This window comes from Paraburkholderia dioscoreae (assembly GCF_902459535.1).
In the GTDB taxonomy this organism is placed as follows: Bacteria; Pseudomonadota; Gammaproteobacteria; order Burkholderiales; family Burkholderiaceae; genus Paraburkholderia; species Paraburkholderia dioscoreae.
Window position 1 is genome coordinate 1833401 of the sequence record NZ_LR699553.1, and the last position, 22910, is coordinate 1856310.

19 protein-coding genes, 2 tRNA genes and 3 pseudogenes are annotated in these 22910 nt (G+C 62.3%); 9 read left to right on the forward strand and 15 right to left on the reverse strand.

Features of this window, described 5'->3' with window-relative positions; translation table 11 throughout:
- Positions 1 to 8 precede the first annotated feature (8 nt).
- The 3 genes from PDMSB3_RS08100 to PDMSB3_RS08110 are packed head-to-tail and all read right to left on the reverse strand — an operon-like array spanning position 9 to position 3095.
- Positions 9 to 1331: an LLM class flavin-dependent oxidoreductase gene (locus PDMSB3_RS08100; protein ID WP_007182217.1), complete on the reverse strand. Its 1323-nt coding sequence runs from the start codon at positions 1329 to 1331 to the stop codon at positions 9 to 11.
- 49 nt (positions 1332 to 1380) lie between these two features.
- Positions 1381 to 2184, reverse strand: a complete 804-nt coding sequence (locus PDMSB3_RS08105) for an amino acid ABC transporter ATP-binding protein (RefSeq protein WP_007182216.1) — start codon at positions 2182 to 2184, stop codon at positions 1381 to 1383.
- The gene (locus PDMSB3_RS08110; RefSeq protein ID WP_232064140.1) at positions 2181 to 3095 is read right to left on the reverse strand and encodes an amino acid ABC transporter permease; all 915 of its coding nucleotides are present in this window, start codon (positions 3093 to 3095) and stop codon (positions 2181 to 2183) included. The genes PDMSB3_RS08105 and PDMSB3_RS08110 overlap by 4 nt, the downstream gene beginning before the upstream one ends.
- Before the next feature lie 213 nt (positions 3096 to 3308).
- Here PDMSB3_RS08110 and PDMSB3_RS08115 point away from each other — a divergent pair, with 213 nt between their 5' ends.
- Positions 3309 to 4238 (forward strand): LysR substrate-binding domain-containing protein, encoded by a 930-nt coding sequence (locus PDMSB3_RS08115; protein WP_007182214.1) that lies wholly within the window; start codon positions 3309 to 3311, stop codon positions 4236 to 4238.
- Between the two features lie 335 nt (positions 4239 to 4573).
- Here the strand turns inward: PDMSB3_RS08115 and PDMSB3_RS37805 are convergent, their stop codons facing one another.
- Positions 4574 to 5221 carry a nuclear transport factor 2 family protein gene (locus PDMSB3_RS37805; RefSeq protein ID WP_232064141.1) on the reverse strand — a complete coding sequence of 216 codons (648 nt, stop codon included), beginning with the start codon at positions 5219 to 5221 and terminating at the stop codon, positions 4574 to 4576.
- Between the two features lie 70 nt (positions 5222 to 5291).
- Positions 5292 to 6026, reverse strand: a complete 735-nt coding sequence (locus PDMSB3_RS08130; protein ID WP_165185706.1) for an SDR family NAD(P)-dependent oxidoreductase — start codon at positions 6024 to 6026, stop codon at positions 5292 to 5294.
- 111 nt (positions 6027 to 6137) lie between these two features.
- Between PDMSB3_RS08130 and PDMSB3_RS08135 the strand changes: the two genes are divergently transcribed.
- A complete protein-coding gene (locus PDMSB3_RS08135; protein WP_007182211.1) occupies positions 6138 to 6506 on the forward strand; it encodes a winged helix-turn-helix transcriptional regulator in 369 nt (122 codons plus the stop codon).
- A 269-nt stretch (positions 6507 to 6775) separates the two neighbouring features.
- Here the strand turns inward: PDMSB3_RS08135 and PDMSB3_RS08140 are convergent.
- The 3 genes and pseudogenes from PDMSB3_RS08140 to PDMSB3_RS08150 form a co-directional block, all read right to left on the reverse strand.
- Positions 6776 to 7397: pseudogene (locus PDMSB3_RS08140) on the reverse strand (NADPH-dependent F420 reductase).
- A 222-nt stretch (positions 7398 to 7619) separates the two neighbouring features.
- Positions 7620 to 8561, reverse strand: a complete 942-nt coding sequence (locus PDMSB3_RS08145) for an SDR family oxidoreductase (RefSeq protein ID WP_165185709.1) — start codon at positions 8559 to 8561, stop codon at positions 7620 to 7622.
- A 52-nt stretch (positions 8562 to 8613) separates the two neighbouring features.
- A complete protein-coding gene (locus PDMSB3_RS08150) occupies positions 8614 to 8976 on the reverse strand; it encodes an NAD(P)-binding domain-containing protein (protein ID WP_007182208.1) in 363 nt (120 codons plus the stop codon).
- A 126-nt stretch (positions 8977 to 9102) separates the two neighbouring features.
- On the opposite strand from PDMSB3_RS08150, the gene PDMSB3_RS08155 reads away from it, so the two are divergent.
- The 3 genes from PDMSB3_RS08155 (at position 9103) to PDMSB3_RS08165 (ending at position 11673) form a co-directional block, all read left to right on the forward strand.
- Positions 9103 to 9555, forward strand: coding sequence for a winged helix-turn-helix transcriptional regulator (locus PDMSB3_RS08155; protein ID WP_007182207.1), 453 nt, complete (start codon positions 9103 to 9105; stop codon positions 9553 to 9555).
- A 221-nt stretch (positions 9556 to 9776) separates the two neighbouring features.
- Complete coding sequence (locus tag PDMSB3_RS08160) at positions 9777 to 10541, forward strand: oxidoreductase (protein ID WP_310699013.1); 765 nt, start codon at positions 9777 to 9779, stop codon at positions 10539 to 10541.
- Between the two features lie 211 nt (positions 10542 to 10752).
- Positions 10753 to 11673, forward strand: a complete 921-nt coding sequence (locus tag PDMSB3_RS08165) for a LysR family transcriptional regulator (RefSeq protein WP_165185712.1) — start codon at positions 10753 to 10755, stop codon at positions 11671 to 11673.
- A gap of 55 nt (positions 11674 to 11728) precedes the next feature.
- On the opposite strand, the pseudogene PDMSB3_RS38420 reads toward PDMSB3_RS08165, so the two are convergent.
- The 6 genes and pseudogenes from PDMSB3_RS38420 to PDMSB3_RS08195 form a co-directional block, all read right to left on the reverse strand.
- Positions 11729 to 12097: pseudogene (locus PDMSB3_RS38420) on the reverse strand (SDR family NAD(P)-dependent oxidoreductase); the annotation flags it as partial.
- Positions 12098 to 12194: 97 nt separating this feature from the next.
- A pseudogene (locus tag PDMSB3_RS08175) lies at positions 12195 to 12876 on the reverse strand (peroxiredoxin-like family protein).
- Between the two features lie 53 nt (positions 12877 to 12929).
- Positions 12930 to 13706 carry an enoyl-CoA hydratase/isomerase family protein gene (locus PDMSB3_RS08180; protein WP_165185715.1) on the reverse strand — a complete coding sequence of 259 codons (777 nt, stop codon included), beginning with the start codon at positions 13704 to 13706 and terminating at the stop codon, positions 12930 to 12932.
- Positions 13707 to 13772: 66 nt separating this feature from the next.
- The gene (locus PDMSB3_RS08185; protein ID WP_165185718.1) at positions 13773 to 14339 is read right to left on the reverse strand and encodes a carboxymuconolactone decarboxylase family protein; all 567 of its coding nucleotides are present in this window, start codon (positions 14337 to 14339) and stop codon (positions 13773 to 13775) included.
- Between the two features lie 754 nt (positions 14340 to 15093).
- Positions 15094 to 15180, reverse strand: a tRNA-Leu gene (locus tag PDMSB3_RS08190).
- A 241-nt stretch (positions 15181 to 15421) separates the two neighbouring features.
- Positions 15422 to 15508: transfer RNA gene (locus tag PDMSB3_RS08195), tRNA-Leu, on the reverse strand.
- Between the two features lie 337 nt (positions 15509 to 15845).
- Here PDMSB3_RS08195 and rnr point away from each other — a divergent pair.
- The 3 genes from rnr (at position 15846) to rpiA (ending at position 20065) form a co-directional block, all read left to right on the forward strand.
- Positions 15846 to 18347 (forward strand): ribonuclease R, encoded by a 2502-nt coding sequence (gene rnr / locus PDMSB3_RS08200; RefSeq protein ID WP_007182198.1) that lies wholly within the window; start codon positions 15846 to 15848, stop codon positions 18345 to 18347.
- Between the two features lie 212 nt (positions 18348 to 18559).
- A complete protein-coding gene (rlmB, locus tag PDMSB3_RS08205; RefSeq protein ID WP_007182197.1) occupies positions 18560 to 19303 on the forward strand; it encodes a 23S rRNA (guanosine(2251)-2'-O)-methyltransferase RlmB in 744 nt (247 codons plus the stop codon).
- Between the two features lie 66 nt (positions 19304 to 19369).
- The gene (rpiA, locus tag PDMSB3_RS08210) at positions 19370 to 20065 is read left to right on the forward strand and encodes a ribose-5-phosphate isomerase RpiA (RefSeq protein WP_007182196.1); all 696 of its coding nucleotides are present in this window, start codon (positions 19370 to 19372) and stop codon (positions 20063 to 20065) included.
- Positions 20066 to 20188: 123 nt separating this feature from the next.
- On the opposite strand, the gene PDMSB3_RS08215 is transcribed toward rpiA, so the two are convergent.
- A complete protein-coding gene (locus tag PDMSB3_RS08215; protein ID WP_007182195.1) occupies positions 20189 to 21475 on the reverse strand; it encodes a glycosyltransferase family 4 protein in 1287 nt (428 codons plus the stop codon).
- 176 nt (positions 21476 to 21651) lie between these two features.
- Between PDMSB3_RS08215 and PDMSB3_RS08220 the strand changes: the two genes are divergently transcribed.
- The gene (locus PDMSB3_RS08220; protein ID WP_007182194.1) at positions 21652 to 22875 is read left to right on the forward strand and encodes a glycosyltransferase family 4 protein; all 1224 of its coding nucleotides are present in this window, start codon (positions 21652 to 21654) and stop codon (positions 22873 to 22875) included.
- Positions 22876 to 22910: the final 35 nt, after the last annotated feature.

Consider the following 22910-nt stretch of genomic DNA (forward strand, 5'->3'; position numbering starts at 1 on the left):
GCCGAAATCTAATCGCCAAAGTGCAGGGGCTGCAGTCCGAGATTGCCCCTCAGCGTGCTCGCCTCGTACTCGGTGCGAAACAGTCCGCGCTTGCGCAGCTCGGGAAGAATGTATTGCGTCAGGTCGTCGACACCTTGCGGCAACGTCGCCGGGCAGATATTGAAGCCATCGGCAGCGCCGGCCCGGAACCACCTTTCCATTTCGTCGACGATGTCTTCCGCGGTGCCGACGATCTGCCAGTTATTGCCCGAGGCCACGCGCTTGTACATCTGGCGGATCGTCAGGTTTTCCCTGTGCGCCAGCGCCAGCAGATTTTCCGCAATACTGCGCACACGCTGATTGCCGACATCGGGCACCGGGCCGTCTAGATCGTATTCGGACAGATCGCCGAGCACGCCGTACAGAATGGCCAGTCCGCTAAGCGGATCGATCAGGTTTTGCAACTGATCGAACTTGTCCTGCGCTTCGCCGCGCGTCTTGCCGACATACAGTGTGACGCCGGGCATGATCAAAAGTTGATCCGGCCTGCGGCCGTATTTCGCAAGGCGGCCTTTGAGATCGTCATAGTAGGCCTTGGCGCCTTCCATGCCGCTTGCATTGCTATAGACGACATCGGCATAGCGCGCGGCAAGTTCGCGTCCCGCTTCGGCGGCACCGGCTTGCACGATGATGGGCCGGCCTTGCGGCGTGCGCGCGGAGTTCAGTGGGCCGCGCACCTTGAAGTGCTTGCCCTTGTGATCCGGCACGTGCAGCTTCGCCTCGTCATAGAAGACGCCGCTCGCCTTATCACGGATAAACGCGTCGTCTTCCCAGCTATCCCAGAGCTTCCTGACCACTTCGACGAATTCGTCCGCGCGCTCATAACGCTCGTCATAGCCGAGATGTTCGTCGCGGCTGAAATTCCACGCTTCCTGCTGCGACCACGACGTGACGACGTTCCAGCCCGCGCGGCCGCCGCTGATATGGTCGATCGACGCATACTTGCGTGCGATATGGAAAGGCTCGTTGTACGTGGTCGAAGCCGTCGCGACGAGGCCGATATGCGACGTGCACGCGCCGATCGCCGCCAGCAAGGTCAGCGGTTCGAGTTCGGCATTCTTTGCGTCGCGGGCGAGCGATCCTTTAGGCGTATCGTTTGCGCGGATACCGATTCCGTCGGCAAAGAAAATCATGTCGAGTTTTGCTTCTTCGGCTTTCTTTGCAGTACGAAGAAAGTAATTGAAATCGATGGCGCCCGCTGCCGGCACATCCGGATGCCGCCATGCGGCCATGTGATAACCCAGATAGCGCATCGAGAGGCCAATTCTGATCTTTCCGTCTGTAGCAGTCATTTTTACAATCCCGATCGAAGTTTCCAAAACACCGGTTAACCGCCATGCGCTAGGTGCGCAGGCTGGAAAGAAAGCGTTTGCAGCGTTCGGTGCCGCCGCCATTGAAGATGTGGGCCGGTGTGCCCTCATCGACGATGCGGCCGCCGTCCATCAGCACCACGCGGCTCGCCACCTTGCGCGCAAATTCCATCTCGTGCGTGACGACGACCATCGTGGTGCCCGCGAGCGCCAGCTCCCTGATCACGTTGAGCACTTCGTTGACGAGTTCCGGATCGAGCGCACTGGTCGGCTCGTCGAACAGCATCACTTCTGGTTCCATTGCGAGCGCGCGTGCAATCGCGACGCGCTGCTTCTGTCCGCCGGACAGTTCGGCCGGGTAGTGGTGCATCCGGTCCGCGAGTCCAACGCGCGACAGCAGATACTTGCCGCGCTCCATCACGTCGCGCTTGCGCTTGCGCCCGACAATGCACGGGCCGGCCAGCACGTTGTCGAGCGCCGAATAGTGCGGGAACAGATGGAAGCCCTGAAAGACCATGCCGAAGTAACGGCGTTGCTGATCGAGTGTTTTCTTCGGCAGGCGCACGCACCGCGTACCGCGCATTTCTGTGCCGAGCACTTCGCCCTTGAAGGTGATGCTGCCGGCGTCGATCAATTCGAGCATATTGATGCAGCGAAGCAGTGTGCTCTTGCCCGAACCGGACGGCCCGATCATCGCAACGACTTCGCCTTTGGACAGCGAGAAGTCCACGGCATCCAGCGCGGTGAAGTCGCCGAACTGCTTCGTGACGGCGCGCATGTCGAGAAAGCGTGTCGTGTCGTTCATCGCCGATGTGTCCTCGTGGATCGCGTTCACGTCCGCACTCCTTTCCTGAAGTGACGTTCAAGCAGACTCTGCGCCGCCATTGCGAGGCTCGTCAGCGCCAGATACCAGATACAGGCGACGGTCAGCAGCGGAATCGTTTCGAAGTTGGTCGCGTAGATCAACTGCACGGTCGTCAGGAGTTCGACGTAACCGATCACCGTGACGAGCGACGTGTTCTTGAACATCGTGATCAGTTCGTTGGCGAGCGGCGGAATGATGATGCGCACCGCTTGCGGCATGACCACATGCCACATCGTGTGGAAATCGCTCATGCCGATCGCCTTGCAGGCTTCGCGCTGTCCGCGATCGACGGCTGAGACGCCGCCGCGAAAAATTTCCGCGCTATAGCCGCCGAGGTACATCGCGAGACCGATCACGGCCGCGCTGAAGCGCGAGATGATCTGGTTGGTGTCGATGTCGAACAGATTCGCGTGAAGGAACGGCAGCGGCAGATAGAGCCGCGGAATCAGCGCCGACAGAAAGAACAGCAACAGCAGCATTGCTAGCGGCGGCGTCGCGCGGATGATCCAGATGTACACGTAACCGGCGGCGCGCAGCACTGCGTTGTCGGCCATCCGGCAGGCGGCGATCACGACCCCAAAACACAGGCCAAGCGCGCTCGACGACGCGGTGAGGACCAGCGTATTCCCTAATCCCTTCAGCACGCGCTTGTTGAACAGGTAATGGGCGACGATGTCCCATTGCCAGCGCGGGTTGTCTACCACCAGTTCGACGAACAGGATGACGACGACAAGTAGCATGGCGTACCAGAACCAGTCGGATTTCTTCGGGCGCGCGTGAATGCGCAAGCCCGCAGGCTGCTGCACGGCGGCCCTGTACGCTTCGCCATTTTGCCGGCGGGCGACCGGCGTCTCCGTGAAAAACGCAGCGGCGTCCTGCATGTCTTTTCGAGCTTCAATGTCCACTGGCCTGTCCTCGTGAAGCAGTCGTTTTGAAAGGCGCGCAATGCGTCGATGAAGCGACTATAGGCAGGCAAAACTATTACATCTAGTACAATTTTGTTCGTTTGATCCTACTCTATGTAATGCCCTAAAATCGCTGCACGGTGGCTTTCAACACCACCGCGTTGCGCCAATAATCGGGGAGACAGGCTCGTGGCCAGGCTCAATGCCAAGCAGATGGAAGTGTTCGTCGCGGTGATGACGCACGGCTCGATCACCGCCGCCGGACAGCGCCTTAACGTATCGCAACCGGCCGTGAGCCGGATGATCGAGCGCTTCGAGCAGGAGGCCGGTTTCGTCGCTTTCGAGCGGCGCCGAGGCAAGCTGGTGCCGACGCCAGAAGCGGAAATTTTCTTCGCCGAAGTCACGCAGGTATATCGCGGCCTCGATTACCTGAACGATGTAGCGAGAGAAATCGGCACCATGCGGCGCGGCTATTTGCGCGTCGGCGTATTTCCCGCATTCGCCGAGGGCTGGATCACTGAACGGATCACACGCTATGTCGCGGGGCGTGAGGAACTGCTGACGTCGCTGGAGCCGATGTCGACCGATAGCGTGATCGAAGCCGTGTCGCGGCAGACCATCGATCTCGGTATCGCGCTGCGCGCATCCGATCGCGAGGGGTTGCGTAGCGAGGAAATCGCCAGTTCGGAGATTGTCTGCATTCTGCCCAAAGGGCACCGCCTGACTGGACGACCTGTGTTGCAGCCAACCGATCTGTCCGGCGAAGACTTCATTTCGATGGCCGCCAAGGTGAAGGCGCGCACGTCGATCGATGCGGTGTTCGATTCGAGCGGCGTCGAGCGACGCATTCGCGCGGAGACCCCGTGGGCATCGACGGTCTGCCATATGGTGGCGCATGGTCTGGGCGTCGGGCTCGTGATCCGCGAGTCGGCGCTCGAGTTCGCGCATCTGGGCTATCACATCGCCGCGTTCAAGCCGCGCATCGACTATCGCGCGTATCTGATTACGTCGACCGCTCGCCCGTTGTCTACGGCGGCAAACGGGTTTCGCGACATGCTACTGCTCGAATTCAACCAGGCAAAGAAAACACCGCGGGCGCCGAAGCGTTGCCCGACCTGACAAAAAAGCCATGGCCCGCGTCAACAGGACGATGGGCTCACAGCTACTGCGCAGAACGCAAATACGCGGACGCGAATAAGCGAAGTTGATTAGTCGCTCAGCGCCGAATTGCTGAAGCTCAGGCTGCCGATTTCGACGTCTCTTACTGGAATCCTGCTTTCAATGGTCTATGTTATAGCCTGCGGTTTGCTTGCATTGGAACGATATCGCACTGCTCTGTTTTAGACGTCGCAACCTCGGCCTGATAAGGTGTATTAACCTGCCTGCGACTTCCACAGACTCAGTTCGACCCAACGGATTGTCTACTGTTGTTGGATTCAGCGCCCGCTCCAGCCTTAAAGTTCGGAGGCCCGTGCCAGTGCAAGCGTGTCGATGTACTCCCGGATGTTCGTCACTTTGCCATTTCGAACGGTAATGGCGAAGACCCAATCGTCCTCGAACGTCCTATTCGTGGCTTTGACTCTGCCGGTGGCGAAGCCGACAACCAGAACCCGGTCGCCCTGCGCTACGAATTCGGGGGGCTGTGGGTATGACGTTTCCACCATTTCGGAAGCCTTTTGAAGCAGATCCGCCAATCCCTCGTGTCTGCGGTGTGTGCCAGCCAGCGCCCACTCGCCCGGAATGACCCACTCAATGTCTTCGGCACAAATCGCCAGCAGACCTTGCTTGTCGCCGCGGCTCATTGCTGCAAAAAAATCCTTCACAATCTGGACATTCTCTTGCGTGCTCATCGAAATCTCTCCATTTCTGTTGCATCTGATCGTGTCCGATCTAGTCGGACGTGATCGAAATAGATCCGCGACTGGGGCAAGCGAGGGAACGATCGCATCCCTGAAGTCGATCGTGGGTCCGATCGCGGCCGCGGCGGATGCAAAGCTTTCAGGGTCGCGAGTGGTTGCAACTGACACTTCGATGCCGCTTCGGGCAAACGCCCTGGCCAGCGCCTGGCCGATCTTGCCGAAGCCGATAATTGCGTAGCTCATATATTTTCCTTCAGTTTGCCGAGCCTTACGGCGCTCCGGATAATCGAGTGGAGCGCCGTAGGGCGTAGCGTCAGAGTTGCGCCAGGCCGCCGTCGACAGCGACCTCGCTGGCGGTCATGAAGCTGCTGTCCGACGACGCGAGAAAGGCGGCCACGGCCCCGATCTCCGACGGATTGGCCATGCGCTGGAGCGGAGTCATAGCGGCGTAGACCTTCTGGCCTTCTTCGCCGAGCGCAGCCTTCGCGAGTTCTGTCGCCGTCGCCCCGGGTGACAGCACGTTCACCCGGATGCCGGTGCCCTTCAGATCCTCCGCCCAGGTCCGCGCGAGGTTGCGCACTGCCGCCTTGCTCGCGCTGTAGGCGCTCATTCCCGGGGCGCCTGTGGTGCCGGCGCTCGATCCGGTCAGGATTATCGAACCGCCCTGGCCCATCAGCGGCAGCGCCTTCTGGACCGTGAAGATCGTACCCTTCACATTGGTGTCGAAGGTTTCGTCAATGTGCTCGGCGGTGATCTTGCCGAGCGCAAGCTGGCTTCCCGCCCCGGCATTGGCGAAGACGATGTCGAGGGTTCCGCGCTCGGCCTTCACCGCCGCGTAGAGTCGGTCGAGGTCGGCCTCATCCGAGACCGAGCCCTTCACCGCGCGGGCATTGGGGCCGAGCTCGGCCACAGCGGCGTCGAGCGCTTCCTGCCGGCGGCCGTAGATGAAGACGAAGGCGCCCTCCTCGATAAAGCGCTTTGCTGCGGCGCGGCCGATGCCGGTAGCGCCGCCGGTGATCACAGCGGTCTTTCCATTCAGTCTGGTCATGTCGTGCATCCTTCCTTGGAGTTGTACGGAAGCAGGGAACTGCTGGCTTGAGATCAGTATGCAGTTCTGATAACCTACGGACAAGTATGCACCTTTTGGTAACCATGAAAAATGACTGACTGTTCTCAAAATTGCGGGGGTCGCTACTCCTACGGGCTCGCCGCCACGCTCAGCATCATCGCGGGCAAGTGGAAGCCGCTGATCCTGTACTTTCTGCTCGACGGCCCGAAGCGCTACGGCGAGCTCAAGCGCAACGTCCACGGCGTCAGCGCAAAGGTGCTGATCCAGCAATTGAAGGAACTGGAAGCCGATCGCGTGCTGGCGCGGACCGACTACAAGGAGGTGCCACCGCGCGTGGACTACGCGCTGACCCCGCTCGGACGCAGTCTGGCCGACAGGATTGTCCCGCTGTGCACTTGGGGAACCGAGAACATGGCAGAAATGGTGAGCATTCTCGCCGAGCGAGACCGTTTGCTTTAGCAGGACGCTGAAGAACCGCTGAGTCATACGACCCTCCGCGTTCGTAGGAGGGCGGCAGGTGGAATTCCTCCGCACAGAAGTCGGACGGTCTCTACTCCCTTGACCTGCCGCAGGATTTCCAGGCCGAGCCGCCGCAGCGTGTAGATCCCACGCTCTTCGGCGCGATTTCATATGGCCGAAAAGCCGAGTTGGTCGATGAGAACGACGTGAGAGACGTGTTGTTCCCAGTGGTGTCGTGGACCTGCCGGTGAGGACGAGGTGTCGGTGATTCAGCCGACATCGACCTTCAAGGCGATGTCGAAGGTGCCGGCGCCGTTTTTGGCCAGACCGATGAGCATCAGGCCAAGCGACTCGAGCGTCTGGGCCATATGTAGGCCGCCGACATCGAACGGACGAAGGCCGAGACTCTCGATGAAGGTTGAGACGCGCGCCTTGGCCTCCGGATCGTCGGCCGCGATGAACGCGTCGAGGCGCCCACCCCGAGCAAGGACGGGTCCGAAGAGGGTGTTGAACGCCTTCACGACATGCGCGCCGACGGGGGCGCCCCTGGCGATCTCCTGCGCAGCAGAACTGCCGGCGGGGGTGACGAGGCCCGTGGCGTCGGGGGAGATCGGGTTGGTGATATCGATGATCACCTTGCCGTCGAGCGCTTTCCTGTACTCGGCCACCACCGCCGCCGCACCGTTGTACGGCACGGCGAGGATGACGATGTCGCCCGCTGGCGCGGCGCCGTACGTCCCTGTGGTCGCTCCGGCTGCGAGCTGGTCGGCCAGCGCCCGCGCCCTGGCGGGGGTCGCGGCTGATTACCTCGACGGTGTACCCAGCCTTGGCGGTACGGCCGCCGATCGCCGCGGCCATGCCTCCCGAGCCGATGATGCTAATAGTGCGGATAGTGCGGATAGTGCTCATGTGCAGATTCCTCGTGAGTTGGGGTCTTGCTCCGTAGTCTTTAACCGGGGCATCCCCCGGCTAATATTTCGTGTGTGGCGAGCTGCGTGCGTCATCCCTCATGACATCCCCGGGTCGACAGAATCTTTGGTCGAACGGATCACGGCATCGCGACATCGCTGTCCGCCGGGCTCGTTGCGACCCGGCTCCCTGCCTCAGCTCGACTCAGCCGGCAGGGAAGTAATGGCCGTTGTCCAGATCGGCGAGCAGCCAGGGCTGGGCGGGTTCCCAGCCGAGGGTCTGGCGGGTGATGAGGTTGGACGCCGGGAGGTTCAGCGTGACCATATTCGCGAGGAATCCAAAGTATCCCGGCAGCATCAGTACGTCCGCGGGAATGCTCACGGCCGGCAGGCCCAGATGGCTGCCAATGGCCTCGGCGATCTTGCGGAACCGGATGCCCGCGCCCTCGATCCCGTGCCAATTTTTTCCAGCCGGACCCTTCTCCAGCGCCAGCCGGAACAAGGAGGCGAGGTCGCGGCTGTGCACGGCCGGCCACAGGTTCGCGCCATCTCCGGGGTAGCCGATGGCGCCTTTCTGCTTCGCGAGCCCGATCAGCAGCGGGAGGAAGCCGGCACTATCGGTCGTGCTGTGCGCGATGGGAGGAATCCGCACGATCGAAGACCGCACGCCCCGCGCCGCGAGGCCGAGCACAGCGATCTCCACGACGTTACGAACCCGCAGGGTTCCCCTGTACTCGTCGCCGCCGGGAAGGGGCGGATCCTCCTCCGTGGCTGGCCGGCCCAGGTTTTCCCACCCGGGCGAGCCAATGCTCCCCGCCGCGACCAGCGGCTTTCCGGTCCCTGCCAGCGCCTCGCCGTACGCGCGCATGATCTGCAGTTCCGCGGCGGCCACGGCATCGATCCCGCCGGAGGGAAGCAGGTCCTGCCTGTGCGCGAGGTGGATGACGCCATCGGAATCCGCCGCTGCCGCCTTGAGCCCATCGAGGTCGGAAACATCCCCGCGACGCACCTTGGCCCCGAGCGCGGACACCGCCGCCGCGGACTTGTCCGACCTGGCCAGGCCGGTGACCTCGTGGCCGGCGGCGATGAGCTCGGGGATGATGTACGAACCGATATGGCCGGTCCCGCCAGTGACCAAAACGTGCATGTTATTGCTCCTTGTAGGTGATGTGATGCGAGAAGTGGTGGTACCGATGCACTCAGCCGAGAAGGCTGCCGCCGATTGAGAGGTGGGTGGGCTTGACGGAGTGGAGGGTCACAGAATTCGTGTGGTCGGAGGCGACGGCGTTGGTGATGTCGACTAGAACCTTGCCTGCCAGCTCTTCGCCGTACTGCTTCACCACGCCGAGAACGGCGGAGTAGGGAACCGCCAGGATGACAATGTCCCCGGCCGGGGCGGCGCCGAACGTTCCTGTCGTCGCGCCGGCTCCAACCTGCTCGGCGAGCGCCCGCGCCCTGGCGGCGTCGCGACTCATCATCTCGACGGTGTGTCCGGCCCCGGCGGCAAGACCGCCGATCGCTGCGGCCATGCCATCTGCGCCGATGATGCTGATAGTGCTCATGTGCTGTCTCCTGGTGAGTTGGGTGGCGCTCGTAACCACTAGCAACCATCCTATTCAAATTACTTGCAAAAAACAAGTAAACATGGAATTTTACTTGCATCAAGCAAGCGATGTTAATATCTAGCCATGAAGACGACATCTAAAGAAGACGTTCGGTCCCATTGCGCAGTGAACTACGGCGTGGAGATCTTCGGCGACCGCTGGTCGCTCCTGATCATTCGCGACATCGTTTTTGCCGGCAAGAAGACGTATGGCGAGTTCCTGAAATCGGAAGAGGGAATCGCGACCAATGTCCTTGCTTCCCGCCTTGCGTTTCTTGAGGAGCAAGGAATTCTCTCGAGGGCACCCAGCCCCGACGACAGGCGGAAGGACTTTTACACGCTGACCGAGAAGGGCCTGGACCTCATTCCTGTCGTGCTTACCATAGTCCTTTGGAGTGCGAAGCACGATTCGAAGTCGTACGTGCGGCGCCGTAAGGAATTCGTTGCTCGATTGAGTCAGAGCCCCTTGCAGGTGAGTGAAGAGGTGAAGGCGCTGGTCCGCAATGGCGGATGTATGTTTCCTGAGAGCAAGAAATGAGCAAGACGGCAAGCGCGTCCTGTCACGTCGCACGAACGATATGCATACACCACCGGCTACGAGGTGCAGCGAATAACGGGGCCGATGTCCGAAACGGTCCTGGAAGCCGCTATTAATGTTTCACCAACCCCAGCGGCTGCTCAGGGTCGCACTGAGCCAGTCGTCGTCCGGCACAGTGCGGCCATGACGCTACATTCGCGCCTGTTGCGAGCTCACACCGAATGTCCCCTTCAGCCGTGCGCGCCTATGAACATTCGGCAATCCACGACGAAAACGGCCAGGTTATCGAAGTCGAACAGGTGCTACCTCGTGCCCTTGCGCCTGAAGAGATGCCCGGCGTGATCGAAGAATTCCGTCACGCCGCGGCGCTTGCGAAACAGGCCGGTTTCGATGGCGTCGAACTGCATGCCGCCAATGGCTATCTGCCTGACCAGTTCCTGCAGGACGGCTCGAATCACCGCACGGATGCATACGGCGGCTCGTTAGAGAATCGCGCGCGCTTTCTGTTCGAGGTGCTCGATGCCATCGGTTCAGTTTGGGACGCTGGCCAGATCGGTGTTCGTCTTTCGCCCGGAAGCTCGTATGGCACGGTGTCCGATAGCGATCCGCATGCTACGTTCGGCTACGTCGCGCGTCGTCTGGATGGCTACGGCCTGGCATACCTGCATATGGTCGAGCCTCGTGTGCGCGGTAACGACGACGTCGATGCAGCGGTATCGGCGGTTTCGGCAAAGGATCTGCGTCGTGTGTTCAAAGGCACCCTCATCGCGGCGGGGGGCTTTACTGCGGATAGTGCGCATCGCATGATCGAGGCAGGCGACGCCGATCTTGTCGCGTTCGGCCGCCTGTTCATCTCCAATCCGGATCTGCCCGAGCGACTGCGCGTCGGGGCGCCATTGAACCGTTACGACCGCTCGACGTTCTATGGCGGCGATGCGCGCGGCTACACCGATTATTCCTTCCACAGCGAAGCGCCGGTCATCTGAACCAGAAGCGAGCGTTGTTACTGGCCCCGCCGCAAGATCCCCTGCGGCGGGGCTGTTTAGTCTCTGCGGATCGTTTCCGTGGATTGTGCGGATTGCAAAGCCCGCTCGACAACGCCAATTTCATCGACCGTGTTCCGACGCGATAGACTTCGGGCTTAAAACATCTCAGCCACGACACGGACTTCACGATCCTTCAAGGAGAAGCAGCGGCATGGACCGGATGGCAGCAATGGAAACGTATGTCAGTGTCGTGGAGGCGGGTTCATTCTCGGCGGCCGCAAAACGGCTTAAGCTCGGGCAGCCGGCCGTCTCGAAGTCGATCGCGCAGCTCGAAGAGCGGCTCGGCGTGCGACTCCTGCTGCGCTCGACACGCGGCCTGACACCCACCGATGCGGGTCAGCGGTTCTACGAGCACGCGCGGCGCGCAATCGAAGAAGTGGATCTTGCTGAACAGGTGGTGCGCGACGCGTCTACTGGACTGTCGGGCGTGCTACGCATCAGCGCCGCAGTGACCTTTGCACGCCTGCACATCCTGCCGGCGCTCAAGACCTTCATGAACCGCCACCCGAATCTGCAGATTGACATCGTGCTGGACGATCGCACCATCGACCTGCTCGAAAAAGGCGTGGACGTTGCATTGCGCATGGGCTCGCTCGACGATTCGGCCATGACCGCGCGTCGCATTGGGCGGAGCCGGAGGCTGGTCGTCGGCACACCCGGCTACTTCGCCGAAGCAGGCGTGCCGAAATCGCCCGCGGATTTGAGCCAGCACCAGGCCGTGGTTTATTCGTTACGCGGTGGGGGCGAATCCTGGGCGTTCAGCCAGCACGGCAAGGAAGTAGCCGTGGTCGTGTCGGGTCGCGTCAGTGTCAGCGCCGCCGAGGGCATCCGCACGACGGTGCTCGGCGGCATGGGCCTCGCGATCGCGTCGGAATGGATGTTTTCTCCGGAACTTGCCGATGGTACGGTCAAGGCGGTGCTGACCGACTGGGAATTGCCCCCGATCGACCTTTGGGCGGTATTCCCTGCCGGACGCCTGGTGAGTGCGAAGGCGCGCGCCTTCGTCGCTTTCGTGGCGGAGGTAGTGGGCGTCGCGTCTGCCGGCAATGCCGGCACGCCCTCAGAACCCTAGCTTGCCGATCGACGCGCCGCCGTCGACGTACAGCGTCTGACCCGTCATGAAGGCGGTTCACGACCCATCCCCAGCCCCGGGCCCGCATACCGGGAAGCAACGCCTGAACGGTCTGGACCGCCGGATGGAGGTTCAGCGCGAGGACGTCGTCGAGATCGTCGAGCGCGACTTCACCCAGACGTTATGGCCTGACCAGCGCAACATTGTTCACCACGCCGTCAAACGAATGCCGGCGCACCAGATCCTGGAGCACGGCGTTGGTTGCATCACGGTCGGCGAGATCGACACGGACGAGTTCACCCGGAAAATCGCTTGCTTCACGCGCGAGGCCAACGACACGGTGGCCGTCGCCAATCAGGCGCTCTGTCAGCGCGAGACCGATGCCTTTGGTCGCGCCGGTAACGAGAAAAGTACGCTGTGTCATTAAATGTCCTTTAAGAACAGGAAGGAATCGAAAAGCCGCGGCGGGTTCTCCGGCGCGGCGTAGTGACCGTTTAGCCTTAAGCGCTGAGCAGTAAGGCTCAGGCGTTGGCGGTCGCTTTTTCCAGAACCGGGAACATATGCGACGGGTCGGGACGACGCGCGTAGTCCGGATTGACCTCGGAATACAGCACGATGCCGTCCTGTCCGATGACATAGCGCGCCGGCATCGGCAAGGTCCAGCTGGGATCGTTGTTGAACGTCGGCAGATCGTTCTTCAGGTTCTTGTAAAGCTCGACCAGATAGTCGGGCAGCGCGAAGCGCAGTCCGAAGTCGGCGCGCGTCTGACCGTTCACGACCGTTCATGTCACTCAGCACCGGAAAACCCAGTTCGTTGGTGCGCACCGACTTGCGGCTAGTGAGCGGTGTCTGCGGTGAGATCGCCACGACGTTCGCGCCATATGTCTGAATTTGCGGCAGCACTTCGTTGATCGCCTGCAATTCGATATTGCAGTACGGGCACCAGGCGCCGCGATAGAACGTCACGACCAGTGGCCCCTTCAGGAGCAGCGCTGCGAAAGACACGTCGTTGCCATCCTGATCTTTCAGGTTGAAGTGCGGCGCGCGATCACCGGCCTTAATGGCTCCGGCGGCCTGCCCGCTCGCAATCAGTTCTGCCGTGGCGCGTTCCATCACCGAATGAATCTCCGGCGGTGCGTTGAACGGCGGCTTGCCCGCCTTGAAGTCGGCCCGGAATGCGTCGAGTTTGTCTTGCAGTGACATGAGTGTTCTCCGTCGAGAGAAAGAGGAATTGAGGAACCAACGAGCCGGTGGCTTCAGGCTACGTTCTGCGCTGCCGCAATGCGCGCCACTTCGGCCGCAGTGATACCTTCGAGCGCCAGCCCGTAGCCGATGCCTTCGTCGATCACGCGACGCAGCCGCTGGGTCAGGCCGATGCGGGTGTATTTGGTGGTGAGCGGGGGCTGCTTTGCGATAGTCGCGGCGATGGCATGCGCACGACTGAGCAGTTGATCCGCAGGTACGATCTCATTGACGACGCCCAGCGACTTCCCCTCCGCAGCGTCGAGTTTTTGCTGCGTGAGCACGAAGTACCGGCCGCGAATGCTGCCGATCATTTCCGGCCACAGCAGATGGACACCATCGTTGGGGGCGATGCCGAACGCAGCGTGCGGCATGTCCTGGAACACCGTCTCGGGTGTGGCCACCACGATGTCGCACAGCAGGACGTATTCCGAATGCAGCAGGACCGGGCCGTTCAGCGCGGCGATCATCGGGACTTCGACGTCCAGGATGTTCATCAATATCTTGCGGCCTTCGCGGAAGATCTTGTCGTAGCCGCGCGGAGTAAAGAAATCGAAACCTTCCGGCGAAATCGCGTCCATGAAAGCGTCACCGCTACCGGTCAGGATGACCACGCGGTTATCCGGGTCTGCGCCGATCTGATGGAACATGTCGGTGAACTGTTCATGCGTATGGCCATTGAAGACGAGCTTCGCGCCGTCGGTATGGAAGCGGACTTCGAGCACGCCGTCCGGCGTACGGGTCAGTCTGGCGTTGGCGTATGCGTCTTTATAGCGGTCGAACGCGGACATTTCGGTTCCTCGGTGAGCTTCGATATGGGATTGGACGAGAGCCGCGAGGCGGCTCCCCGAGACGGCTTAGGCAGCGACAGCGACCGGCTTGGTCCACTCGTTACCGGCCATGAAGCCGTCGAGCTCGGTGTGGGCGATGTGGTTCGTGTAGTTGCTCATCACCTTGGTTGCCACGCCCAGAATCACTTCGAGGACGTTCTGACGGGTGTAGCCTGCGGCGAGAAAGGCGTCGACATCAGCGTCGGGAACAAAGCCACGCTCACGCACCACGAGCGTCGTGAAACGATGCAGCGCTTCGAGCTTTGCATCGGGCAGCGGCGTGCCGGCGCGCAGCGCGGCGATCACGCCTGCGTCCATCTTGATCACTTTCGCCAGCGTGCTGTGACCGGCCATGCAATAGCGGCAGTTGTTCTCGAAGTTCGAGGTCAGGTAGACGACCTGCTGTTCGTGCGGCGTCAGCGTGCTCTTTGAGAACAGATCCCACAACGCCGAGTAACCGGCCAGCAGCGCGGGCGATTCCGCCATATGCGCCTGAAGGTTGGGGACGAAGCCAAACGCGCGCTTCGTGTCTTCAAGGCTGGCCTTCGAGGCGGCCGGTGCGTTATCGATCGTGTAGGTTTGGAAGTTGCTCATCGTTTTGCTCCTGCTGGTTGACGGTGAGCAAATGATGAAGGTCAGCCCTTTTTCTAAGAAGGCAGGCACCGTCGATAACAGTCATTCCTCGCAGGCATAAAGCGATGGTTGAAGTGCTCACGCCTGAGGGGGCGGATGGTCCGGCGCGGTGAGCGGTGGTGGAACGCAAACGCATGGAAAGTCCTCGCCTGGCGGACATCCTACCGACGGCTCCGGTCAAGGGCGCGCCGGCCGACTGGATGGAGCGGAAGGCCGGAATATCTTAAAGGCGGTCGTTGTGGACGGGCTGGCCGGAGCGGCCGAAGTAGGGCGGCAGTGTGAATTCGTTGATGTCCCAGCGGCCGTTCGCGATCGCCGTTGGCGAACGACCGCTGTGCCGCAGTGAGCGGGCATGCCGGCATCAACATGCGAACGAGTCGAGCCAGCGCGGGGCCACGAGATGGAAGGCGTCTTCGGCCAGGCGTTTGCGGGCGATGGACTCGGCCTGGCGATATGCAACCGGATCGATGCCTTCGCGTACGAGATTGCGTGCGGTAGTGGCCGACCGTCGCGCATCAACGATGCGTGATATCGGGGTAGGGGCCGAGGCTGAGGAAATTATCCTTGCCCGTGCTCGGTCGTCGGTAGCGGAGCAATGCCAGTGGCGCGCACGGGAACCACGGGAACCACGGGAACTATAGGCAACAAAAAACCCCGTAAGACATTGATCTTACGGGGTTTCTCGAACTTCACCGGCTTACGCCGGAACAACTGATGGTGCCCAGGAGAGGACTCGAACCTCCACGGTGTTGCCACCGCTAGGACCTGAACCTAGTGCGTCTACCAATTCCGCCACCTGGGCACGTTTTCAACCTAGACCGCTATTTTAGCGTGATGATGCAGCGTGTCAATCCCCACATTCAAACTAACTTCGCTCCAATCAACCGCGCGGATATCGCGTGCAATGAAGGAATGCTTTCACTGCTCGACAACCGTCCTGCCACCACTCATTTCACCACGTGATCCACGCCGATAAACAGAAACGGATCACATGGGTTCACACAAAAAGTAAAGCCGCTCGTAAGCGGCTTTACTTTTGAATCTGGTGCCCAAGAGAGGACTCGAACCTCCACAGTGTTGCCACCGCTAGGACCTGAACCTAGTGCGTCTACCAATTTCGCCACCTGGGCAGGTGATGAACAGCAAAGACCGACATTATAGCGACAGATTGGTGACTGTCAAGCGTTTCTCAAAACTCGCCTGAACATCGCTCCGAGGAGCGTGCATGCGTCTCGCAGCAACCGCCGGGCGACTATTGACGGGCCGCTAGGCGCGCAATACGGGTGTTAGAATGCCTCGCAGTAGTTCGTTGGCACGGTGCACACGCCCGTCGGACTCAGCCTTGACCGAGCCGGACCCGAGCAGTCTTTTCTGTGCATTTGCAGGTGCAATTCAAGCGCGACTGAAGCGCAAGCGAAGCGCGCCGTCATCGCTTCCCAAGCCGAGCCACATCGCAGACCGACGTCCATGCAACGAGAAAAAATCATCGACAAGCCCTTGAGCAAATTTCCGTATCCGATTCCAAGCCGCGAAGAAATCCTCGGCGTCCTGCGCACGAGTGAAGCGCCGCTTGCCGCGAACGACATCGCCGAAGCCTTGTCGATCAAGCGCCAGGAGCGCGAAGGATTTTTCAAGCGCCTGGGCGCGATGGAGCGCGACGGCCAGATCCGGCTCGATCAGCGCAATCTCTATCAACTGACTCATCCGTCGAACTTCGTCGCGGGCCGCGTGCAAGGCCATCGCGACGGCTACGGTTTTCTGATTCGCGACGACGGCCAGGACGATCTGTTCCTGCCCACCGGCGAGATGCAGAAGGTCATGCACAACGACCGCGTGCTCGCGCGCATCGTCGGCTATGACCGGCGCGGCCGTCCGGAAGGGCACATCGTCGAGGTCACGGATCGCGCCAACAAGCGCGTGATCGGCCGGCTGCTCAACGAGAACGGCGCGCTAATTGTGGCGCCCGAAGACAAGCGTATCGGCCACGACATTCTGATCCAGCAGAACACCAAGAAGGCCAAGGTGGGCCAGGTGGTGGTGGTCGAGCTGACCGATTTCCCGAGCCGTCATTCGCAGCCGCTCGGCCGCGTGGTGGAAGTGCTCGGCGATATCGACGACCCCGGCATGGAAATCGAAATCGCGGTGCGCAAATACGGTGTGCCGCACGAATTCAGCCAGGCCGCGCTCGACGAAGCCGCGCGGCTGCCCGACGAAGTGCGCCCGGTCGATGCGCGTCATCGCATCGATCTGCGCGACGTGCCGCTCGTCACGATCGACGGCGAAGACGCCCGCGACTTCGACGACGCCGTGTACTGCGAGCCGGTTCAGGTCGGCCGCGGCGAGGGCTTCCGCCTGATCGTCGCGATCGCGGACGTGTCGCATTACGTGCATCCGAAGAGCGGGCTCGACGCGGACGCGATCGAGCGCAGCACCTCGGTGTATTTCCCGCGCCGCGTGATTCCCATGCTGCCGGAGAAGCTGTCGAACGGATTGTGCTCGCTGAATCCGAACGTCGACCGTTGCGTGCTGGTGTGCGACATGATCGTCACCACGCGCGGCGAAGTGAAGGCGTATCAGTTCTATCCCGGCGTGATGCACTCGGCCGCGCGGCTCACCTATACGGAAGTCGCCGCGGTGTTGAAGAACACCAAGGGCCCGGAGGCCGCGCGCCGCGCCGCCTTGCTGCCGCAACTGCAGAATCTGTACGGCGTGTACAAGTCGCTGTTCGCCGCGCGCCAGAAACGCGGCGCGATCGACTTCGATACGACCGAAACGTATATCGTCTGCAATGCGCAGGGCAAGATCGAACAGATCATTCCGCGCACGCGGAACGACGCGCACAAGCTGATCGAGGAATGCATGCTGGCCGCTAACGTCTGCGCGGCCGACTTCCTCAAGCGCAACAAACATCCGGGACTGTTCCGCGTGCATGCCGGGCCGACCGCGGAAAAGCTCGAGAATCTGCGCACCTTCCTGCGCGGCATGGGCCTCACGCTCAACGGTGGCGACAAGCCGCACGCGAGCGACTACGCCGCGCTGATGGCGCAGATTCGCGAGCGGCCCGACGCGCAGATGCTGCAAACCATGCTGCTGCGCTCCATGCAGCAGGCCGTCTACAGCCCGGACAATATCGGCCACTTCGGTCTCGCGTACGAGGCGTATGCGCACTTCACGAGCCCGATTCGACGTTACCCCGATCTGCTCACGCACCGCGCGATCTACGCGATCCTGCAGGGCCGCAAGTATCAGCCGGAGCCGCCGCAAGGCGTCGAGTTGAATACGGCGCTCTCGCCGCGCGCTCGCGCCATGCAGCAGGCCGACGACGAAAAACGCGGCCGCGTGCGCGGCAACAACGTGGCGATCTGGGAAGAGCTCGGTCTGCATTGCTCGGCCAACGAACGCCGCGCCGACGAAGCCTCGCGCGACGTCGAAGCCTGGTTGAAGTGCTACTTCATGCGCGACAAGCTCGGCGAAGAGTACGGCGGCATGGTGAATGGCGTGACTTCGTTCGGCATTTTCGTGCAGCTCGACTCGCTCTTCATTGAAGGCCTCGTGCACGTCACGGAACTCGGCTCGGACTACTTCCAGTATGACGAGATCAAGAACGAGCTGCGCGGCGAGCGCACCGGCATCCGTTATCGGCTGTCGGATCGGGTGCGGGTGCAGGTAAGCCGTGTCGATCTCGACGCGCGCAAGATCGACTTCCGGCTCGTGCGCGACACGCCGATCAAGCCGCCTTTGGCGCGTGGGCCGGGGGCTGACAAGTCGTCCGCTGAAAACGGCGGTGCACGCGTGCGTGCGCTGCCGCCGGCGGAAGGCGGCACGGCAGCGCCGGGCGCGCGCCGCAAGCGCGCCGCGCCCGCGCAAACCGAGGCGGTCAAGGAAGCGCGCGCGGCGCGCGGCGCGGCGAAGAAGCACGGCGCCGCGACCAAATCGGCGTCGAAACCGCAGGCACGCAAGAAGCGCTGAAGTCGCCGGACTGCCTGAACCGCGCGCATCGGGCACGTAGCAACGTGCCCGATGCGCGCGGTCTGCGTTTTATCGCCGGCAGGCATTCGAACGCGGCAGCGAAACGTGGCGGCGAAACGTGGCGGCGAAGCGCGGCAGGCAGGTTTGCGCAGATTCATATTCATCACAGCAGCGCGTGTTGCACGCGCGCTCAATCAAAGGTTGTATCAGTCATGGCACGTCTCAAGGTTTTATATGGTTTCCACGCAGTGACCGCGCGTATCCGGCACGATGCGTCGACAGTCGAAGATGTCTATTACGACGCGACGCGCAAAGACCGTCGCATGACCGAATTCCTGCACGCGGCGAAAGAGGCCGGCGTGCGCCTGATCGCCGCCGACGAAACGCGTCTGTGGGGCCTCGCGCACACCGAGCGCCATCAGGGCGTGGTCGCGCGCGCGGGCGACATGCCGCTCGCGCAGAACCTGGCCGAGCTGCTCGACGGCATCAACGGTTCGCCGCTGATTCTCGTGCTCGACGGCGTGACCGATCCGCACAACCTCGGCGCCTGCTTGCGCGTGGCCGATGCCGCCGGCGCGCACGCGGTGATCGCGCCGCGTGACCGCGCGGTGGGTCTGAACGCGACGGCCGCGAAGGTGGCGAGCGGCGCGGCCGACACCGTGCCGTACATCACCGTGACGAATCTGGCGCGCGCGCTGCGCGAGTTGAAGGACGCGGGCGTGTGGGTCGTCGGGACGGCCGGCGAGGCCACCAAAAGCCTCTACGACACCGAGCTGGACGGTCCGGTGGCACTGGTGATGGGCGCCGAAGGCGAGGGCATGCGGCGTCTCACGCGCGACACCTGCGACGTGGTCATGCAGATTCCGATGGCGGGCACGGTCGAAAGCCTGAATGTCTCGGTGGCGAGCGGCGTTTGTCTGTTCGAAGCCGTGCGGCAGCGGGCGGTGAAGAAGTAAGCCCGGCCGGCGCTCGCGCGCCACTCCGGTAAACTACCGTTTTTCTACTGCCCGCCAGCCTCTTCCATGACTCAAGACGAACTCAAACAACTGGTCGGCCAGGCCGCCGCCGACTACGTGAACGCCAACGTGCCCGAAGGCTCGGTGATCGGCGTCGGCACCGGCTCCACCGCGAACTGTTTCATCGACGCGCTGGCCGCCGACAAAACGCGCTATCGCGGCGCGGTGTCGAGTTCGCTCGCCACCACCGCGCGGCTGCAGTCGCACGGTTTCAAGGTGCTCGATCTCAACGAAATCGATTTGCTGCCGGTGTACGTGGACGGCGCCGACGAGATCGACCACAGCGGTGCGATGATCAAGGGCGGCGGCGGCGCGCTCACGCGCGAGAAGATCGTCGCGTCGGTGTCGGACGTGTTCGTGTGTATCGCGGACGCCAGCAAGCTGGTCGAAACGCTCGGCAATTTCCCGCTGCCGATCGAAGTGGTGCCGATGGCGCGCACCTCGATCGGCCGCCGCGTCACGGCGCTCGGCGGCGTGCCGGTGGTGCGCGTCACTAAGGAAGGCGTGCCGTTCATCACGGACAACGGCAATGAGATCATCGACGTCAAGGGTTTGCGCATCAGCGACCCGCGCACGCTGGAAACGCATATCAACGCATGGCCGGGCGTGGTGACGGTGGGCCTGTTCGCGAGTCGTGGCGCCAATCTGTGCCTGCTCGGCACGGACACCGGCGTCGAGACGATCGAGTACAGCAAGGGCTGAGCAACGCCGCCCGATCGTCGCGCGCGAGTTCGGGTCAACCGGCTCGCGCAGACGGCGAATGCGGGACTCGAGTCGATATGCGTGAGCATGCTTAACGTGCGCTAAGCTGCATCAACGCGTGCATCAACGCGCGGCCTGCCTGATCGCCTGCGTCATCCGCTGCAAATACTGCTCCACCGAAAATTCCGCTTGCGCATCGGCCAGCGCCTGTTTTGCAAGACGCTGCGCCAAGGCCGGATCGGCACGCAACGTGCCGATTGCCTCCGCTAGCGCCGCGACATCCCCTGGTTTCACCAGCCAGCCGTTGTGCCCGTGCCGCACGATCTCGGTTACGCCGCCGGCCGCCGAGGCGATCACCGGGCGCGCCGCCGCCATCCCTTCGACGACCACCCGTCCGAACGGCTCGGGTTCGGTCGATGTATGCAGGATCACGTCCATCGCTTTCATCCACGCGGGCACGTCGTCCTGAAAGCCCGCAAAGTGCACGCGATCGGTCACGCCGAGCGCCGCGGCCTGCTCACGCAGGCGCTGCGCATAGGCATCCTCGCCGAATAGCGGGGCGCCGACCAGCACGAGATGCGCGTCCGGCAAGCGCGCGAGCGCGTCGAGCGCGACATGCTGGCCTTTCCACGGCGCGAGGCGGCCGAACAGACCCGCGAGCCAGGCCGTTTCCGGCAAGCCGAGGCGCCGCCGCAGCGCGGCCATGTCGCTGCCGTTCACGCGGCTGAACGCGGCGGCGTCGATACCGTTATAGACGACCGGTGCCGAGCCGGCCGCGCTGCCGGTCAGCGCCGCGAGCGAACGCTCTGACGCCTGCGAGTTCACCACCACGTGATCGACCGCGAAGCGCACCAGCCATTTGACGACACTCAACTGCACGCGCCCGAAATGCTCGCGCGTGAGAATGTCGTGCTGATACCAGATCACCGGTTTGCGATGCAGCGGTTTGCCGAGCGCGCCGAGCACCAGCGCTTTCTGCGTGTTGAGAAACAGCACGTCGAAACGTCGTGCACGCGTGGCGATTGCGCGCACCTGACGCAGGATGCCGGGCACGACGCGCAGACAGTTCAACACAGACGCTTGCCGCTCGACGTTCGACACCCGCGCGTCGTTGATCACCTGCACGCGCACGCCGAGCGTTTCGAGGCGCGCGCGAAACGGGCCATCGGAAAGCAGCACGACTTCGCTGCGCGCGGCGCAATGTCCCGCCAGTTGCAGCAGCGCGAATTCAGCGCCGCCGAGCTGGCCGCTCTGATCGACGAACAGCACGCGAGGTATGGCGGGCGCTGCAGCGGTTGCCGTCGATGCAGAAGGCGCGGGTGCAGCAGGTGGATCGATCAGCGTGGGCTGAACCAGTTGCAAGGAATGAGTAAGCGGGGCGAGTGGCGAGGCTTCGATCGTCGGGCGCATAGGAAGGCGAAGTAATAGAAAGCGAGAAGGCGCAGGTTCGCAATAGGCGAATGGCGATACCTGATTATTCGCGTACAGTCGCGCGTCGAATGTGGGCACGCGCACGCACAGCCAACGATGCGCCACATACACTCGTTGCTAAGCCCAAGAGGCGTTAATTAAAAATCGGGGGGATCATGAAAGTGGCGATCGTGCACGACTGGCTGGTCGCGCCGGGCGGGGCGGAGAAGGTGCTTGAGCAGATCATCGAGTGCTTTCCCGACGCGGATCTTTTCAGTCTTGTCGATTTCCTCGAAGACCGTAGACCCCTGGGCGGCAAGCCCGTGACGACATCGTTCATTCAGCGGCTGCCGTTCGCACGACGCCACTATCGAGCTTATTTGCCGTTGATGCCGCTTGCTGTCGAACAGTTCGATCTGTCCGGCTACGATCTGATCATTACGAGTTCTTATGCGGTCGCCAAGGGTGTACTGGTCGGCCCGGATCAGACGCATGTGAGTTATGTGCATTCACCGATGCGCTACGCGTGGGATCTGCAGCATCAGTACCTACGCGAAGCGAATCTGACGCATGGACCGAAGTCGTGGGCGGCGCGCGCGCTGCTCCACTACTTGCGCGGTTGGGATTCGCATTCGGCGAACGGCGTCGACCGGTTGATCGCGAACTCGCAGTTCGTGGCGCGCCGCATGATGAAAACCTACCGGCGCGATGCGGCCGTGATTCCGCCGCCCGTCGACGTGCAGGAATTCGAACTGTGTACGCGCAAGGAAGACTTTTATCTGACTGCTTCGCGAATGGTGCCTTACAAGCGTATCGATCTGATTGTCGAGACCTTCAATGCCACACCGCACCGCAAGCTGATCGTGATCGGCGACGGGCCGGAGATGGCGACGATCCGTGCCAAGGCCCGCTCGAATGTGACGATTCTCGGTTATCAGCCGTTCGAGGTTCTGAAGGATCACCTGCAACGCGCGCGAGCTTTCGTGTTCGCCGCCGAAGAGGACTTCGGCATCGTCCCGCTCGAAGCGCAGGCATGCGGTACGCCGGTCATCGCATTCGGCAAGGGCGGCGCGCTTGAAACCGTGGTGCCGATCGGCGAGGCGCATCCCACCGGCGTGTATTTCGCGCGCCAGACGGTAGTGTCGATGCTCGACGCGATCGATCGCTTCGAGCGTCAGCGCAACCAGATCACGCCGGCGGCATGCCGTGCGAACGCTGAACGGTTTTCGGCGGCGGTGTTCCGGCGCGCATTCATGGCCGAGGTCACGCGCACGATCGCGGCGGCGGGGCTGCGTCATCGGGTCGGGGCAGTGGAGCGGGTCGAGCCCGATCCGGCCGCCCAGCCCCAGGATCTACGCTGGCCGGCCGAACCGGCGCCGAAAAGCAGTTGGGGCCGCTGACGGGCTCGAAGGCGACCACGTCAGTGGCTTGCGCA